The 16,127-nt window shown below is 71.3% G+C and carries 14 protein-coding genes; 5 read left to right on the plus strand and 9 right to left on the minus strand.

Going from position 1 to position 16,127, the window contains the following annotated elements; all coding sequences use genetic code 11:
• Positions 1-5: 5 nt before the first annotated feature.
• Positions 6-1,271 carry an N-acylneuraminate cytidylyltransferase gene (locus AQI70_RS17975; protein ID WP_062150808.1) on the minus strand — a complete coding sequence of 422 codons (1,266 nt, stop codon included), beginning with the start codon at positions 1,269-1,271 and terminating at the stop codon, positions 6-8.
• 41 nt (positions 1,272-1,312) lie between these two features.
• Positions 1,313-2,638: a DUF6716 putative glycosyltransferase gene (locus tag AQI70_RS17980; protein ID WP_062150811.1), complete on the minus strand. Its 1,326-nt coding sequence runs from the start codon at positions 2,636-2,638 to the stop codon at positions 1,313-1,315.
• Between the two features lie 198 nt (positions 2,639-2,836).
• Between AQI70_RS17980 and AQI70_RS17985 the strand changes: the two genes are divergently transcribed.
• The 3 genes from AQI70_RS17985 (at position 2,837) to AQI70_RS17995 (ending at position 6,464) form a co-directional block, all read left to right on the plus strand.
• On the plus strand, positions 2,837-3,817 hold the full coding sequence (locus AQI70_RS17985; RefSeq protein ID WP_062150822.1) for a glycosyltransferase family 2 protein: 981 nt from the start codon (positions 2,837-2,839) through the stop codon (positions 3,815-3,817).
• Positions 3,817-5,181, plus strand: a complete 1,365-nt coding sequence (locus tag AQI70_RS17990) for a polysialyltransferase family glycosyltransferase (protein WP_062150825.1) — start codon at positions 3,817-3,819, stop codon at positions 5,179-5,181. Before AQI70_RS17985 ends, AQI70_RS17990 begins: the two co-directional genes overlap by 1 nt.
• 125 nt (positions 5,182-5,306) lie before the next feature.
• Complete coding sequence (locus AQI70_RS17995) at positions 5,307-6,464, plus strand: acyltransferase family protein (RefSeq protein WP_208607390.1); 1,158 nt, start codon at positions 5,307-5,309, stop codon at positions 6,462-6,464.
• A gap of 67 nt (positions 6,465-6,531) precedes the next feature.
• On the opposite strand, the gene AQI70_RS18000 is transcribed toward AQI70_RS17995, so the two are convergent.
• The 3 genes from AQI70_RS18000 to AQI70_RS18010 all read right to left on the minus strand — a co-directional run bounded on the left by AQI70_RS18000 (position 6,532) and on the right by AQI70_RS18010 (position 9,613).
• On the minus strand, positions 6,532-7,875 hold the full coding sequence (locus AQI70_RS18000) for an alpha-2,8-polysialyltransferase family protein (protein ID WP_062150828.1): 1,344 nt from the start codon (positions 7,873-7,875) through the stop codon (positions 6,532-6,534).
• Positions 7,872-8,858: a glycosyltransferase family 2 protein gene (locus AQI70_RS18005; protein ID WP_079051348.1), complete on the minus strand. Its 987-nt coding sequence runs from the start codon at positions 8,856-8,858 to the stop codon at positions 7,872-7,874. Before AQI70_RS18005 ends, AQI70_RS18000 begins: the two co-directional genes overlap by 4 nt.
• A gap of 104 nt (positions 8,859-8,962) precedes the next feature.
• Positions 8,963-9,613 carry a TetR/AcrR family transcriptional regulator C-terminal domain-containing protein gene (locus tag AQI70_RS18010; protein ID WP_062150831.1) on the minus strand — a complete coding sequence of 217 codons (651 nt, stop codon included), beginning with the start codon at positions 9,611-9,613 and terminating at the stop codon, positions 8,963-8,965.
• A 76-nt stretch (positions 9,614-9,689) separates the two neighbouring features.
• On the opposite strand from AQI70_RS18010, the gene AQI70_RS18015 reads away from it, so the two are divergent.
• Positions 9,690-11,096 (plus strand): FAD-dependent oxidoreductase, encoded by a 1,407-nt coding sequence (locus tag AQI70_RS18015; protein ID WP_062151928.1) that lies wholly within the window; start codon positions 9,690-9,692, stop codon positions 11,094-11,096.
• A gap of 28 nt (positions 11,097-11,124) precedes the next feature.
• Here AQI70_RS18015 and AQI70_RS18020 read toward each other — a convergent pair whose 3' ends face one another.
• On the minus strand, positions 11,125-12,705 hold the full coding sequence (locus AQI70_RS18020) for an acyl-CoA mutase large subunit family protein (RefSeq protein ID WP_062150833.1): 1,581 nt from the start codon (positions 12,703-12,705) through the stop codon (positions 11,125-11,127).
• Positions 12,706-12,949: 244 nt separating this feature from the next.
• Between AQI70_RS18020 and AQI70_RS18025 the strand changes: the two genes are divergently transcribed.
• A complete protein-coding gene (locus tag AQI70_RS18025; protein ID WP_244181737.1) occupies positions 12,950-13,831 on the plus strand; it encodes a L,D-transpeptidase family protein in 882 nt (293 codons plus the stop codon).
• 239 nt (positions 13,832-14,070) lie between these two features.
• Here AQI70_RS18025 and AQI70_RS40670 read toward each other — a convergent pair whose 3' ends face one another.
• From AQI70_RS40670 to AQI70_RS18035, 3 genes are all read right to left on the minus strand, one after another.
• Positions 14,071-14,202 (minus strand): hypothetical protein, encoded by a 132-nt coding sequence (locus AQI70_RS40670; RefSeq protein ID WP_279616759.1) that lies wholly within the window; start codon positions 14,200-14,202, stop codon positions 14,071-14,073.
• A 140-nt stretch (positions 14,203-14,342) separates the two neighbouring features.
• Positions 14,343-15,395 carry a hypothetical protein gene (locus AQI70_RS18030; protein ID WP_062150836.1) on the minus strand — a complete coding sequence of 351 codons (1,053 nt, stop codon included), beginning with the start codon at positions 15,393-15,395 and terminating at the stop codon, positions 14,343-14,345.
• Positions 15,395-16,057, minus strand: a complete 663-nt coding sequence (locus AQI70_RS18035) for an RNA polymerase sigma factor (protein WP_062150839.1) — start codon at positions 16,055-16,057, stop codon at positions 15,395-15,397. The genes AQI70_RS18030 and AQI70_RS18035 overlap by 1 nt, the downstream gene beginning before the upstream one ends.
• Positions 16,058-16,127 lie beyond the last annotated feature (70 nt).

Raw genomic sequence — 16,127 nt, forward strand, 5'->3', positions numbered from 1 at the left:
TGTCCTTACTGGGGGAGGGAATCGAGAGAGGGGCCGAGGATCCAGCTGGCGATCTCTCGGATCGCGCCGTCACCGCCGGGGACGGTGGTGACCGCGCGTGCGGCGCCGCGCACGACGTCGTGGGCGCTCGCGACCGCCACGGGCCAGCCGACGAGGGCGAAGCACGGGAGGTCGTTGACGTCGTTGCCGACGTAGAGCACGCGCTCAGGCGCGATGCCCTGCTCCTCGCACCACTGCTTCAGCGCGAGGTCCTTGCGGTCGATGCCGTGCAGCACGGGAATCTGCAGCTTCCGTGCGCGGGCGGCGACGACCGGGTTCTGCTCCGTGGACAGGATCAGCATCTTCAGCCCGCTCTTGCGCAGGGCCGCGATGCCGAGGCCGTCTCCGCGGTGCACGGAGACGAACTCCCGTCCATCGGCATCGATCAGCACCCGGTCGTCGGTCTGGGTGCCGTCGAAGTCCAGTACGACCGCGTCGATGTCGTCGGCGGTCGGCAGCGAACCGGGGCGGTCCGCGTCGAAGAGGGGGGCGAGGGCCCGCGCCCGCGCCAGGTCGTGCGGGTCGTCGATCTCCAGGACCCGGGAGGGGTCGGTGCGGACGAGTTCCGTACGGCCGAAGAAGCGGTGCTGGTGCTTGCGGAAGCCGGGCGCGTCCATCGCGTAGGCGGCGCCGGTCTCCAGCAGGTCCTGGGGGCGGTCCTGGCGGCGGGGACGGAAGGACTTGTCGTGGTTGACGCCGTAGCCGCCGCCGACGGCCGCGTCGGCCTCCGCGACGGAGCCCGCGGCGACCTCGTCCTCGGCGTCCCGCCAGATGAAGCCGTGGAAGGGAGCCACGGTGACCGCGGTGTCGGCGCCGTTGTCGACGATCGCGCCCGCGACCCCGTCGATGTCCTCGCGGACGATGAAGGGGCTGGTGCACTGCACGAGCAGGACCACGTCCACCGGCGCCCCGTGCAGGGCCTCGTGGGCGTCCATGGCGTGCAGGACGGCGGCCTCGGAGGTGGCCGTGTCCCCGGCGATGGCGGCCGGGCGCAGCACGACCTCGGCGCCGGCCTCGCGGGCGGCGGCGGCGATGGCCTGGTCGTCGGTGGAGACCACGACGTCGGTCACCAGCCGGGCCGCCCGGCACTCGCGCACCGCGCGGGCCACCAGCGGGACGCCGCCGACGGGGAGGAGGTTCTTCGCGGGCACGCCCTTGGAGCCGCCGCGCGCGGGGATCACGGCGAGCACTCGGCGCACCGAGGCGCCTTGGCCCGCTTCCGGGTGGGACATGGGTTTGGCTCCTTGACGTCCTTGACGTGGGTTCGGGCGGCTCACAGCTCCCCCATCCGCCGGATGACTGGCGCCACGCGCTGCACGCCGTGCCGGTAGGCGCCGCGGGCGGCCCGGCGCACGATCTGCCGGACCGGGCCGGGCTCCCTGTCGTGCGCGGGCGCGCCGGGCAGCGGGCTGCCGTCCGGGCCGAGGTGGTGGCGGGCGAGGATGCCGGGCAGATAGCCGGGCGCGGTGGCGGGGGTGTAGTACGGGGTGAGGGCGGGCAGTCCGCCGGGGCGGTCCAGCAGCTTGGCGATGCGCTCGCGGGCCGCGTCGAAGGCCGCCTCGTACGAGCCTCCCCCGGCCGCGACGCCCTGCCGGGCCACCCACTCCTCGTCGGGCACCGGGCGGTGGCCGTCGTCGAGCTGGTCCCAGGAGGCGAGGCAGCCGGAGCCGACGAAGTGGTGGTTGCCGAGCACCTCGCGCACGCCGAGGTCGGTGAGGACGACGGTGGGGATACGGCGGTGCAGCGACTCCAGGGCGGCCGTGGAGCTGATGGTCACCAGCAGGTCGGTGCGGTCGAGGACCTCGCCCATGTGCCCGTACACGAGGCGGAAGTTGGCCGGCGGGTCGAGGCGCTGGACCAGCTTCTGGTACGGCAGCTCCTCGATGTGCGTGGTGTGTTCGCCCGGCTTGGAGCGCAGCTTCAGCAGTACCTCGCGCTCGGGGTGCTTGCGGGCGTGCTGGATGAGGCGGTTCAGCAGGTACGTGCGGTCCCTGCGGTTGTCCGGCACGGAGGGCTGGGCGGCGAAGACCACGGTGTAGGGGTCGTGCCCGCCGGTGTAGGGCGCCCCGCCGAGGAACGGCAGCGCGACCTCGGTCACCGCCGAGGCGTCGGCGCCGACCCCCTCGTACACCGCGCGGAAACGCTCGGCGTCCTGGCGGGAGTTGGCGAGGACGAGGTCCGCGCCGTGCCGCAGCAGCAGGCCGTCGGCGAGCTTCTCGTAGACGACGCCGACGTAGCCGGTGACGACCACGGGCCGCTCCGGCTGCCCCTCCCAGATCCGCTTCAGGCCGTGCAGCATCGCCTGCACTCCCCCGCCGACGAGGGCGAGGACCAGGACGTCGTACGGCTCCCGCGCCATGGTGCGCAGGAACTCGACGGCGGTCACCTCACGCAGGGAGTCGGCGGGGGCGCCGACCTCCTGGAGCTGGCGGGCGGTGGGGGTGGCACGGCCGCGCAGGAGATAACCGTCCAGGCGGATGTCCGACTCGTCTGCGTTCTCCGGAGCGATGCGGTTCGCGGTGAGCGCGCCCCACTTCCACCGGGTGTCGGAATCCGCGAGTACGGCAACTCGCCGGGACTTCTTCGCACTTGCTGGCACGTCGAAGACGCTAGGAAGCGTTTCCGAGGTTCTGCCCAACCCGAATCCAACAAACGGTTAACAGCACATCGACGAACGGCGAATCGGGGCCGGAACCCGCTGAGAAAAATCCTGGTTCACGGCATCGCCACGCGTCGTTCACCTGACATCAAACTGCGGGTAAAGACGGATGCCGGACCGCGCCCTAACGTCCTTTGCGTGGTCAAGCTCTCCGTCATCGTGCCGTTCTACAACGTGCAGCAATACGCGCCCGACACACTGAAGAGCCTGCGTGCGAACACACGCGAGGACTTCGAGTTCATCCTCGTCGACGACTGCTCGACCGACGGGACACCGGACATCCTCGCGCGCGCGGAGCGCGAGCTGCCGGGCGCGGTGGTCGTCAGACACGAGCAGAACGGAGGGCTGGCCACCGCGCGGAACACGGGCATCGACAGGGCGCGCGGCGAGTATCTGACCTTCCTGGACGGCGACGACTGGCTCGCGCCCGGCTACTTCCCGCAACTGCTCGCGGCGATCGAGGAGTTGGGCTGCGATTTCGTCCGTACCGACCATGTGCAGTGCACCGGGCGGGCGCGCAGCATCCACCGGGTGCCGCACGGCCGGCGCTGGGCGGTGCTGAACCCGCGGGAGGCGATCCTGCCCGCCGACCGGTCGACGTCCGTGGACTACGCCTACGCGTGGGCGGGCGTCTACCACCGCCGCCTGGTCGACCGCGGCCTGCTGCACTTCACGCACGGGCTGCGCACGGCCGAGGACCGGCCGTGGATCTGGAAGCTGCACCGGGAGGCGGAGTCGTTCGCCGTGGTGGGACTGCTGGGCGTCCACTACCGGCGCGGAGTGGCCTCCTCGCTCACCCAGATCGGTGATGTACGGCAGCTGGATTTCATTCGCGCGTTCGACCGGGTAATCGAGGAAACGGCCGCTGACGCGGAGGCCGATAAGCTGCTGCCAAAAGCCGTGCGTACTTATTGCGCCATCATGGCTCATCATCTCGGACACATCGAGAGGTTCGAACCCGCCGTGGCTCGAAAACTGCGCTCGCTGAGCGCCGCCGCCCTGAAAAGAATGCCGCAGGACGTGCTCGCGGAAGTAATGGACTCGATGGACGCCAAGCGGGCGGGCCGGCTGCGGCGGGTGCGCCGCAGGGCGGTCGGGGCGCGGACGGTGGCCGCCTGATGCCTCGTACGACTCAGATCTTCTGCGCCTCGACCCTGTACGGCGCCGCGACCCTGGCCGCCGCCCTGGACGCCGGTCTCTTCGCACCGGCCGACCGCCGGCTGCTGGTCGTCACGAACAACGCGGTCAACCCCGAGATCACCCCGTCCGTCGACGCGATGCCGGGCTTCGACCGGCTGCGTGAGCGCTTCGACGAGGTGCTGTCCTGGAACGAGACCATCTCCCCGTTCCACCCGAGCGGTTGGTCGCCCCGCGCGGACGACATCCCGATGTGGGAGCGGTACGTACGGCTGCTGTGGCGCCTCGGCGACGACGAGGTGCGCCTCGCCGTGGAGTCCGTCCAGGTCGACCCGGCCCTCGCGCTGTGCCAGCTGTTCACCGGCGCTCCCGTCGACGTCTACGCCGACGGCCTCATAAGCTACGGCCCCACGCGCGACAAGATCGACCCGCTGGTCGGCACCCGCATCGACCGCCTGCTGCACCTCGATCTCGTCCCGGGCCTGACCCCGCTGCTGCTCACCGAGTTCGGCGTCCCGGCCGAACTGGTGCCGTCCGAGGCGTTCGTGAAGGTGCTCGGCGAACTCGCCCAGGCCGAGGACGAGTTGCCCGCCCTTGCCCCGGACACCGATGACCGTCCGGCCCTCCTGCTCGGCCAGTACCTCTGCGCGCTCGGCATCCTCAGCGACGCCGAGGAGGAGGACCTGCACCTGCGGATGGTGCGCGGCGCCGTCGAACTCGGCCACCGCAGGCTGGTGTTCAAGCCGCACCCGGTCGCCCCGGCCCGCTGGTCGAGGCTCCTGGAGGACGAGGCGGCCAGGCTGGGCGCCGAACTCACCCTCCTCGACCGGCCCGTCCTCGCCGAGGTGGCCTTCCAGCGGCTGCGGCCCGCGCTCGTGGTCGGCTGCTTCTCCACCGCGCTGTTCACCGCGGCCGGTCTGTACGGCGTACCCGTCGCGCGGGTCGGCACCGACACCGTGCTGGCCCGGCTCGCGCCCTACCAGAACAGCAACCGGGTGCCGCTGACCATCGCCGACCAGCTGCTGCCGGACGCCGCGGACGCCACCGCCGTGAACGGCTGGACGATGCCCTCGCGGGAGCGGGTGGCCGAACTGGCCGCGCTGCTCCAGGCGGTCGGCTTCGCGATGCAGCCCAAGATCTACCCGGGGCTGCGCGGCGCGGCCGAGTCCTACCTCTCCCGGCAACTCAACCCGCACACCTGGCGCTACTTCAAGCGCAAGCGCCTGACCTCGCTGGCCCTGCCGGGCGCCGTACCGGCCCAGCTGTCCTTCATCCCGCGCAACGCGACCGTACGGCGACTGGCGCGCCGGGCGCGGGCGCTGAAGCAGGCGGCCACCCGGAAATAGCGGGAGTGGTCGTTCATCCGTGTGACATCTTCGCGCTCCCTGAGCGTCAGCAGTCACTCACCTCTCACCCGTCGGAGGTACATAGCGTTCGGTTACCCGACGACTCCCACGAGAAGGGCCCCCGGATGAGCGCGGCCGACCAGGCGACGGCACCGCCGGCACCAGTGGCACCAGCGGCACCCAGGCTGAACCAGGTTCTCGCCGAGCGGCCTCCGGTCCGGCTCCGGGGGGAGAGCCGGCTGCGCGCCCTGGACGGTCTGCGGCTGCTGGCCGCCCTGATGGTGTGCATGTACCACTTCACCGGCAAGAACGGTGAGGTGGCGGCCTCCTGGGACCAGTCGCCCGGCGTGATGTTCCCGACGCTGTCGCAGTTCGCCACGTACGGCAGCCTGGGCGTGCAGTTCTTCTTCGTCATCAGCGGCTTCGTGATCTGCATGAGCAGCTGGGGCCGCAGTCTCGGCGACTTCTTCCGCTCCCGGATATCCCGCCTCTACCCGGCGTACTGGGTGGCCCTCGTCATGGTCAGCGGCGCGGCGCTGCTCCTGCCGGTCGTCGTCGCGCCGGTCCGGCCGGACGAGTTCCTGGTCAACCTCACGATGATGCAGCAGCCGCTGGGTGTGCCGCGGGTGCTGGGCGTGTGCTGGACGCTCTGGGTGGAGCTGAAGTTCTACGTCCTCTTCGCGCTGTTCGTGATCTGGAAGGGCGTCACCTACAAGCGCGTGGTCACCTTCTGCATCCTGTGGACGCTGGCCGGTGCGTTCGCCCGGATCGCCGACCACCCGCTGACGGACGAGCTGGTGATGCGCGACCACGCGCCGTTCTTCGTCGGCGGCCTGGCGCTGTACCTGATCCACCGGTTCGGCAGCGACCTGCTGCTGTGGGGGATCGTCGGCATGTCCTTCCTGCTGGGCCAGCGCTACTCGGTCATGGCGCTGTGGCACCCGGGCGAGCAGGGCGACTTCCACCGCGACCCGCTCGTCGTGCAGGCCATCGTCTTCTGCGCCTTCGCCGCCGTCGCGGTGGTGGCGCTGGGCTGGACGCGCTGGGCCGACTGGCGCTGGCTGACCGTGGCGGGGGCGCTGACGTACCCCTTCTATCTGATCCACGAGCACCTGGGCTGGTTCTTCATCCGGGTGCTGCACCGGGGGCTCGGGCTGGGGTCGTACGAGACGCTGGCGCTGTCCGTGGGCAGCCTGCTCGTCCTGGCCTGGCTGATGCACCGGTTCGTGGAGAAGCCGTTCGGGCCGAAGCTGAAGCGGGCGTTGCCGGCCGTACGGTTCTGAAGCCCGAAATGCAGTTGGGGCGCCCCCGTGGCTCGGGGCGCCCCAACTGCCGTTCTGTGACCGCGCGTCACTTCCGGGCCGTCGACCGCAGCTGCCGTACCGCCTTGCGCACCGCGGGATGCCGGCGCAGCGCCTCCGCCCGTACCGGGCTGCCGCCGGGCAGGCGCAGGCTGGTGAGGCGGCGGCGCTTGAAGTAGCCCTGGTGCTCGGCCAGGTTGGCGGCGAGCCAGGCGGTCACCTCGCCGCGCAGGGCGTGATGCTTGCGGGACTGCATGCAGTAGCCGACGCTGCGCACCAGCGGCGCCAGCTCCTCGGCCATGCCTTCCAGGGCGAGCGGGGCGCCGAGCTCGGCTTCTTCCGCGTCGGGCAGGGCCGCGTCGATGATGGTCAGCGGGATGCGGTTGCTGTTCTCGTACGGGGTGATGCGTTCGAGGAGCAGGTCCGTGCCGACGCGGGCGACGGGGATGCCGTAGAAGGCGGCGGCGGTCATCAGGGCGGTCGAGAAGCAGCCGATGACGAGCTTCGGCCGCAGGAAGGCGAAGACCGTCTCGGCGAGGACGGGCTCGTTCAGCACCGTGAGTCTGACGCCGAGTTCGGCGGCGACCGCCTCCAGGGACTCGTTGAAGACGGCGGGCGCGCTGGGGTGCGGCTTGAACAGGACGTCCTGGTGACCGGCCCGGGCGGCGGCGCGCAGCATGCGGATGTGCAGCTGCTCCTCCTCGTCCTGGGTGATCAGGTCGATGGCCGAGAGGTACTGGCCGAGGAGGACGGCGGTGGGCGGGTGGTCGGCCGGGAGGCGCTCGGCGAGGATGCCGGCGCCGGACTCGCCGATCTGGGCGAGGACGTCGACGATCGCCTCGTTGGGGACGGCCTCGGGCTCGACGCCGTACTCGGCGAGGAGCATGGGCGTCAGGCCCGGCACCAGGTCCAGGTGGAGGACGCGGGCGATCCGGCTGCTCATGCCGTGCGGGATGCGGTTGCGGGTGGGGCCGTAGCTCATCAGGCCGTCGGCGTACACATGGATCGGGCTGTCCGCGAAGATGTCCGCGACCGCGCGGGAGGGGTTGGCCTGGATGGACTCGCAGGCTATCTCCACGGGCTCGTCGCCGAGGTTCCAGGCGAGGCGTACGGCCTTCTCCCACAGCAGGGTGTCCTGGCCGCGCGGCGACCAGCCGGCCGGGTGGTGCGGGGAGATGAACTCGTTCCAGGAGCGCACCTCGTCGAACTCGGGGCGCAGCTTCTCGAAGCCGGCCATCCGGTCCAGCGGGGTGCCGACCTCGGGGACGGCGGCGGTGTTGCTGACGACGAGGATGCGGCGCACTCCCTCGCGCGGGCCGAACTGGCCGGCGCGGATGGCGGCGGTGACGGTCGCGGCCGCGTACTGCGTGGCCGAGAAGAAGAGCTGGATCATGCCGCCACTCCCTTCATGCCGCCCCGTATCCGGCGCAGCATGTGCACGCGCTCCTCGCCCATCCCGACGAGCGCCTCTTCCAGTTCGTCCTCCGACATCCGGCCCAGCGCCTCGGCCGCCAGCTCCTTCAGCCGGGCGGCGATGCTGCGCTCGAACCGGCCCCGGCTGAGCAGCTGGTGGGCGATGACGACGCAGTAGTTGCGCAGCGCCTTCTTGCGCAGCCTGCCCGCCTCGGGGTCGTCGGCCAGTTCGGCGAGGACCAGGTCGAAGGAGCGGAAGAAGTCCAGCTGGCGCACATCGCCGATCTGGGTCAGCGAACTGGCCACGCCCCGGCGGTAGAAGACCCCGCGCAGGCTGGCGACGACATAGGAGTCCGCCCTGCGGTGCAGGTCCCAGATCCAGGGGCGGTCCTCGGCGGTCTTCAGTCCGTCGTGGAAGCGGAGCATGCCGCGGTCCAGGAGGCGGCGGTGGTAGATGCCGGCCCAGGCGTAGGGGTAGTCGACCATGGTCGTGTCGTCGACCGGGAGGATCGAGGTGCGCGGGTCGAGGGGGGTGTGCCGGCGTCCCTCGGGCGCCCGGTGGACGGCCCGTTCGACGCCCGTGACCTGTACGTGGTCGGTGCGTACGAAGTCGACGTCGAAGCGTTCGATGACGTCCACCAGATCCGCGAGATAGCCGGGCGCCAGCCAGTCGTCACCGTCGAGGAAGGTGAGGTAGCGGCCCTCGGCGGCATCGATGCCGGTGTTGCGCGCGGTGGCCAGGCCGCCGTTCTGCTCGTGCCGTATCACCCGGCTGTTCTTCAGTCTCTTCGTCAGCGTCAGCAGCGCTTCGTATGTCTTGTCCTTGGTGGACCGGTCCTCGACGAAGAGGAACTCGAAGTCGTCCCGTGCGTTGTTGACCAGGCTGGTCACGGTCTCGGGTACGTACGACTCGATGTTGTAGCAGGGGACGATCACGGACAGGGTCGGGGGGCGGTTGGTCACGCGTACACCTGGGCTCTCTCCGGGGCGGATCCCTGCGACCGTAGGAGATGTTCGACGCCGGACACCGACTCCCCGCCAACCACGGGGTGAACGAAAGGTAACGGTCAGCTGATCCCGTACCGGGCCTCGATCCCGGCGATCACCACCGCCAGCCCTTCCTCGAAGTGCGCGTCGTAGTCGGTGAAGATCTCCGCGCCCGCCCGGGCCGACAGCGGGAAGTCGGCCATCGTGCGGGCGCGTTCGGCCACGTCGTAACCTTCCCTCCGCTCCCCCGCCATCGGCTCGACGCCCTGTTCCTCGGTGACGAAGCCGAGGGTGTAGAGGTACGTCGTCGAGGTCGCCCGGACCGCCTGGGCGAGGGTGAAGCCGGCGGCCGTGAACAGGCGCAGGTTGTCCTCCATCTGCTCGGCGTGCTCGATACCGGTGAAGCGTGAGCCGCTGAAGACCTTCGCGCCGTCGCGGTAGCCGAGCAGCGCCGCGCGCAGGCCCCGGTTGGACTTCAGGAGCCGGTCCCGCCAGGTGTCGGCGGGGTCGAGGGGCGTCCCGGCGACCATCCGGCGGTACATCTCGGTGGCCATCTCGTCGAGCAGCGCCTGTTTGTCCTCGAAGTGCCAGTACAGGGCCGGCGCCTTGACGTCCAGTTCCCTGGCGATGGCGCGCAGGGTCAGCCCGTCCAGGCCGACCTCGTTCAGGAGCTTCAGGGCGGTGTCCGCGACGCGTCGGCGGTCGAGGGGAGCCCGGCGTTCCGTGTTCACGCTTGACAGCTTAACGGCGTTAAGGCGATTCTCGTGCCCCGAGAGCACTTAACGCTGTTAAGGAGTGGCCATGGCTGTGCAGACGGACGTCCTGATCGTGGGGGCGGGGCCCACCGGCCTCACGCTGGGCATCGACCTCGCCCGGCGCGGAGTGGACGCGCTGGTGGTGGAGCGGGCCGGGGGACTCTTCCCCGGCTCGCGCGGCAAGGGCATCCAGCCGCGCACGATGGAGGTCTTCGACGACCTGGGCGTGCTCGACGCGATCCGCGCGGCGGGCGGCGGCTACCCGGCCGGGATGGTCTGGCAGGACGGCGAGCGGCTTCACGAGCACCGCATATTCGACCCGGCGCAGGCGACGGAGGACTCGCCGTACGCCGAACCGTGGATGGTTCCGCAGTGGCGGACGCAGGAGATCCTGTTCGCGCGGCTGGCCGAGCTGGGCGGGAAGGTCGCCTTCGGCCGGGAGGTCGTGGGGCTCACCCAGGACGAGGACGGTGTGACGGCCCGCTGCACGGCCGGTGAGAGCCTCCGCGCGCGGTACGTCGTCGCCGCGGACGGCGGCCGTTCGGCGGTACGGCGGGCCGTGGGCATCGCCATGACCGGGGAGACGGTCGATCCGAGCCCGATGCTGGTGGCGGACGTCCGCATCACGGGCCTGGACCGGGACAACTGGCACATCTTCCCGCCACGCGGGGAGGGCGACGACTTCCTCGCCGTCTGCCCGCTCGCGGGTACGGAGGACTTCCAGGTCGTGGCCCGGTTCCCGGAGGGGACGTCGGTGGACCTCTCCCTGGAGGGCATCCGCAAGGTCGTCGCCGCGCGCTCGCATCTTGCGCCGGAGGACGTGACGGAGCTGCGGTGGGCCTCGGACTTCCGGCCGCGGGCGGCCCTCGCGGACCGGTTCCGGGACGGGCGGGTCTTCCTCGCGGGGGACGCCGCGCATGTGCACTCACCGGCCGGCGGGCAGGGGCTCAACACCAGCGTGCAGGACGCGTACAACCTGGGCTGGAAGCTGGCGGCGGTGCTGCGGGACGGGGCGGGCGAGGCACTGCTGGGGACGTACGAGGAGGAGCGGCGGCCCGTCGCGGCGGACATGCTGGGGTTGTCGACGGGCGTGCACCGGGGGGAGGTGCGGCGCGGGGAGGCTACGCGTCAACTGGGGCTGGGGTACCGGGAGTCGAGCCTGACGGCGGAGACGCGGGAGGCGCCGGGTGCGGTGCGGGCCGGGGACCGGGCTCCGGACGGGATGCTGGGGGGCGTACGGCTGTTTGACGCGTTCCGGGGGCCGCACTGGACGGTGGTGGCGGTGGGCGTGGAGGTGGCGGAGGTGCCGGGGGCGGTGCGGGTGGTGCGAGGGCGGGCGCAGGAGTCGTACGGCAGCGGGGTGTTTCTCGTACGGCCGGACGGTTACGTGGGGTGGGCCGGGGACCAGGCAGCCGGACTCAGCGACTACCTGGGCCGGTTCGGGGTTCGCCGGCCGTGACGCCGACGGAGTGTCCGGGGCCGGTCACTCAGAACGCGTCCGACGGCACATAAGTCCCCCAGACCCCCCGCAGCGCGTTGCACACCTCACCGACGGTGGCCCGGGCCTTCAGCGCGTCCTTCATGGGGTACAGGACGTTGTCCTCGCCCTCGGCGGCCTTCTTCAGCGCCGCCAGCGCCGAGTCCACCGCCGCCTGGTCCCGCTCGGCCCGCAGCTTCGCGAGCCGTTCCGCCTGCTGGGCCTCGATGGCCGGGTCGACGCGGAGCGGCTCGTACGGCTCCTCCTCGTCGAGCTGGAAGCGGTTGACGCCGACCACGACCCGCTCGCCGGAGTCGGTCTCCTGGGCGATCCGGTAGGCGCTGCGTTCGATCTCGCTCTTCTGGAAGCCGTGCTCGATCGCCGCCACCGCGCCGCCGAGGTCCTCGACCTTGCGCATCAGCTCGACCGCCGCCGCCTCGACGTCGTCGGTCATCTTCTCGATGACGTAGGAGCCCGCGAAGGGGTCGACCGTCGCCGTCACATCCGTCTCGTAGGCCAGGACCTGCTGGGTGCGCAGGGCCAGGCGCGCGGACTTGTCCGTCGGCAGCGCGATCGCCTCGTCGAAGGAGTTGGTGTGCAGTGACTGCGTGCCGCCGAGCACCGCCGCCAGGCCCTGCACGGCGACCCGGACCAGGTTCACCTCGGGCTGCTGCGCGGTCAGCTGCACGCCCGCCGTCTGCGTGTGGAAGCGCAGCATCATCGACTTGGGGTTCTTCGCGCCGAACTCCTCCTTCATCACCCGCGCCCAGATCCGGCGGGCCGCGCGGAACTTGGCCACCTCCTCCAGGATCGTCGTACGGGCCACGAAGAAGAACGACAGCCGGGGCGCGAAGTCGTCCACGTCCATGCCCGCCGCCACCGCCGTACGGACGTACTCGATGCCGTCGGCGAGGGTGAACGCGATCTCCTGCGCGGGGGACGCGCCCGCCTCGGCCATGTGGTAGCCGGAGATCGAGATCGTGTTCCACTTCGGGATCTCGGCCTTGCAGTACTTGAAGATGTCGGCGATCAGACGCAGCGACGGCTTGGGCGGGAAGATGTACGTCCCGCGCGCGATGTACTCCTTGAGGACGTCGTTCTGGATGGTGCCGGTGAGCTTGTCGGCGCTGACGCCCTGCTCCTCCGCGACCAGTTGGTACAGCAGGAGCAGCAGGGCGGCCGGGGCGTTGATCGTCATCGACGTCGACACCTTGTCCAGCGGGATCCCGCCGAACAGCACCCGCATGTCGTCGATGGAGTCGATGGCGACGCCCACCTTGCCGACCTCGCCGTGCGCGATCGGCGCGTCGGAGTCGTGGCCCATCTGGGTGGGCAGGTCGAAGGCGACCGACAGGCCCATCGTGCCGTTGGCGATCAGCTGCTGGTAGCGGGCGTTGGACTCCACCGCCGTGCCGAAGCCGGCGTACTGGCGCATCGTCCAGGGGCGGCCGGTGTACATCGTGGGGTACACGCCGCGAGTGAAGGGATAGGAACCGGGCTCGCCCAGCTTCTCGGCCGGGTCCCAGCCCGCGAGCGCCTCCGGCCCGTAGACCGGCTCGATGGGCAGTCCGGACTCCGACTCGCGCGCCATGTGTGTGCCTCCGCGTTGCTGTGCTTGCTACCCGCCAGTACAGACGACCTCGCGACGGACTGTAGCGGCGCCCGTGCGCGGGGTGGAGGGCCCCTGCTGGGAGCTTCCTCACAGAACTGTTCCCGCTGGTTCCCGCTGTCTCCCACCATGCCGCGTAGTTCGCAACCGGTCACGCGCGGGGAACATCTCAGGTGACATCAGTGCGGTCCTGGGTGGCCGCCGCGGTGAGACGACCGGGGGCGTGATGCGTACCAAGGGCATGGGGAGGGCGGGGCGGACGCGGCGGGCGCGACGGGCCCGTGTCAGGGGTCTGGGCAGACCGGCCGCCGTACTCGCCTCGGGCGCCGCCCTCACGGTGCTGTGCGGCTGCACGGTGCAGGCCTCCGGCGAGGGGCAGCGCACGCCGGTGCGCATCGAGCTCCCGAGCGGCACGCCGTCAGCGAAGCCGGCGCCGCCCGACGACAAGCCGAGCTCGACGCCGACGCCCCCCGCACCCGCCGTGCTGTGGTCGCGGGGCGACGAGGGACGTGACATACGCGAGCTCCAGGCCCGGCTGCGTCAGATCGCCTGGCTCTTCGACGGGCCCACCGGGACCTACGACGATCTGACCGAGCAGGCGGTCAGGGGCTTCCAGGGCAAGCGGGGGCTGCCGAGGACGGGCAAGACCGACGAGGTCACCTGGCAGCGGCTGCTGAAGATGACGCGCGAGCCCGGCAAGTGGGACCTGTACCTGATGGGCGGGCAGGAGGCCGACGCGCCGGACGCGCGGTGTCTGACCGGCCGGGTGCTGTGCATCAGCAAGTCGAGCCGGACCCTGCGCTGGATGATCGACGGGCGGACGGTCATGACGGTGCCGGTGCGGTTCGGGTCGCAGTACACACCGACACGGGAGGGTGTGTTCAGCGTCTACTGGAAGTCTCGGCACCATGTGTCGACGCTCTATGACTCGCCCATGCCGTACGCGATGTTCTTCAGCGGCGGCCAGGCGGTGCACTACTCGTCCGACTTCGCGGCCACGGGTTACGCCGGTGCCTCGCACGGCTGCGTCAACGTACGGGACGAGCGGGCGATCGCGGAGATGTTCGCGCAGGTGAGGACCGGCGACAAGGTCGTCGTCCACTGGTGAGGCGCGAGAGGTGGAAGTGGGGCGCGGGCGGGACCGGGGGAACGTGTCCCGCCCGCGCCGATGCACGAGCCGCAGGTACGGGGGGAACCCCGGCTCTGTGCGACGGCCGATGACCAGTCGGCTCACTCACATCAGCGTCGGGTCGGCTGAAAATGTCACTCCCCTTGCCAAGAATTTTTCTCGGACCACAAAACCGCAGGTCAGCGGCGTGAGACGGGAGTGATGGGCGTCGGCTCGGGTCATCTGGCGGTCACGATGGTGCAGGCGACGAGCGCGGTGGCTCCTGCCGCGAGGGCGAGCACGACGAGCCGGGCCGTCCAGTTGTCCTTCTCGATGGCGATCCGGATCGTGCGCCAGAACGCGCGTCCCATGAGGCCTCCCTGGTCTTGTGCGGGCTTGGGCGCCCATGACCAGTCGGCTCACCTGATTCAGCGCTGTGGCGGCGGAAAAAGTCGCACCGACCGCGCAGAAATTGCAGACCGGTGCGCAACTCGCAGGTTGTGCACTGCGCTCAGAGCGCGCTGTACGACGCGCTCGGCGGCGGTGTCGTAGCGGACGGCAGCGTTCGGTCCGGCGTCAGGCGGGTCGCGGTCGACGGGGTCTCCGCGGCGCCGTCGGCGCGGTGGTTGTTGCTGCCGCCGTTGGCGTTGCCGTTGCTGTTGCCGCCGGAACCGGCCGGGTGACCCTCGTCGTCGCCTTTGCCGCCCTGGTCGCCGGACTCGCCGGTGTCGCCCTTGCCCTTGTCGGGCTGCTCCTCGGTGCTCTCGCCGGCGCCGGCGAGGACGTCCTTGCAGTACTTCCACACGCGGGCGGAACTGCCCGCCGCGTTCTCCAGGGCGCGGCGACGGTCGGTGGACAGCTGCTTGCCGTCGCGTACGTCGCGGCAGGACGAGGCGACGGCCTTCCACCAACCGCCGGAGGGCTGGTTCCGGTCGTCGGCGGCGGAACCGCGGTCCGTCGCGGAGTTCCCGGGCGCCGTCTCCTCGGCGGTACCGGAGTCCTCGGGGGCCTTCGAGTCGCCGCCGGGCGTGGGCTCCCCCAGCGCACCGGTGCCCGGGGAGGGCGACACGAGGGTGCGCTCCGAGGGCACGGCGGCCGAGACCGAGGCGGCCGGGCGGCCCCGCTCGTCTTCGTCGAACGGCGTCGGCAGGACTCCGGTTCCGGCCGCGACCGCGACCCCGCCGACCATGCCGGCGGCCAGCGCGGCGGCGAGACCGAGCCGTACGGGACGGCCCCAGCGGGGGCGACGGGCGGCGCGGGCGGGGGCGCCGATCCGGACGAGCCCGGCGTCGGGGGCGTGCGAGGCAGCGGAGGCGGCGCGGTGGCCGTCGGTCACGGAGGCCTCGCCCCGGTCCGCGCGCGCCGCGCGGAACGCCGCCAGCGCGGCGGCCTCTCCAGGGAGTTCCCCGCTGCTCAGCGGGGGTTCGACGGTCAGCGCCCCGAGCGTCTTGGCGAGCCGTTCGGCCTCGTCGCGGTCGGCCGCGTCAACAGCTTCGAGTGACTCTCCGCGCAGCAAACGCTCCGCCGTTTCGCGGTCCAGCCACCTGTACTGCTCGTCGGCCATCACACATCCTTCTGCGTCCGCGTGACGCTTTGCGTCACACTCGCAGACGTCACCGCACGGTCGCGGGTTCCTCGCTGAGGAGGCAGGGCGTCCAGGACCCCGGCCGATTCCGGATCGTCGCCGAGCAGCTCGGCCAGCCGCTTCAGACCGCGGTGCGCGGCGGTCCGTACGGCACCCGGGCGCTTGCCGAGCGTCTCCGCGGCCGTCTTGGCGTCGAGCCCCACGACCACGCGCAGGACGACGGCCTCCGCCTGGTCCTGCGGCAGCCGCGCGATGAGGGAGAGGGTGCCGTCGGTGGCCAGGGCCTCGATGGCCTCGCCCGCGGTGTCGGACTCGGCGGCCTTGCCGGTCAGCTCCGTCTCGTCGCCGCCGATCGCGGGGCGGCGGCCACGCATGCGTATGTGGTCCAGCGCGCGGTTGCGGGCTATTCGGGCGGCCCAGCCGCGGAAGCGGTCCGCGTCGCCGCTGAACCGCTCCAGGTCACGGGCGATCTGCAGCCACGCCTCGGACGCGACGTCCTCGGCGTCGGGGTCGCCGACCAGCGTCCGTACGTACCCGAGCAGCCGCGGGTGCACGGAACGGTACACAGTCCGGAACGCGGTCTCGTCTCCGTCCTGTGCCGCCAGCACCGCGGCGGTCAGCTCCGCGTCGTCCCCCAGCACTGCGCCCCTTTTGCGCCTAAGCCGGCCCCGCTGTCGCGGGCCGGGTTCTCGCCGTCGTGATTGCTCAGTC

Source organism: Streptomyces curacoi, assembly GCF_001513975.1.
In the GTDB taxonomy this organism is placed as follows: Bacteria; Actinomycetota; Actinomycetes; order Streptomycetales; family Streptomycetaceae; genus Streptomyces; species Streptomyces curacoi.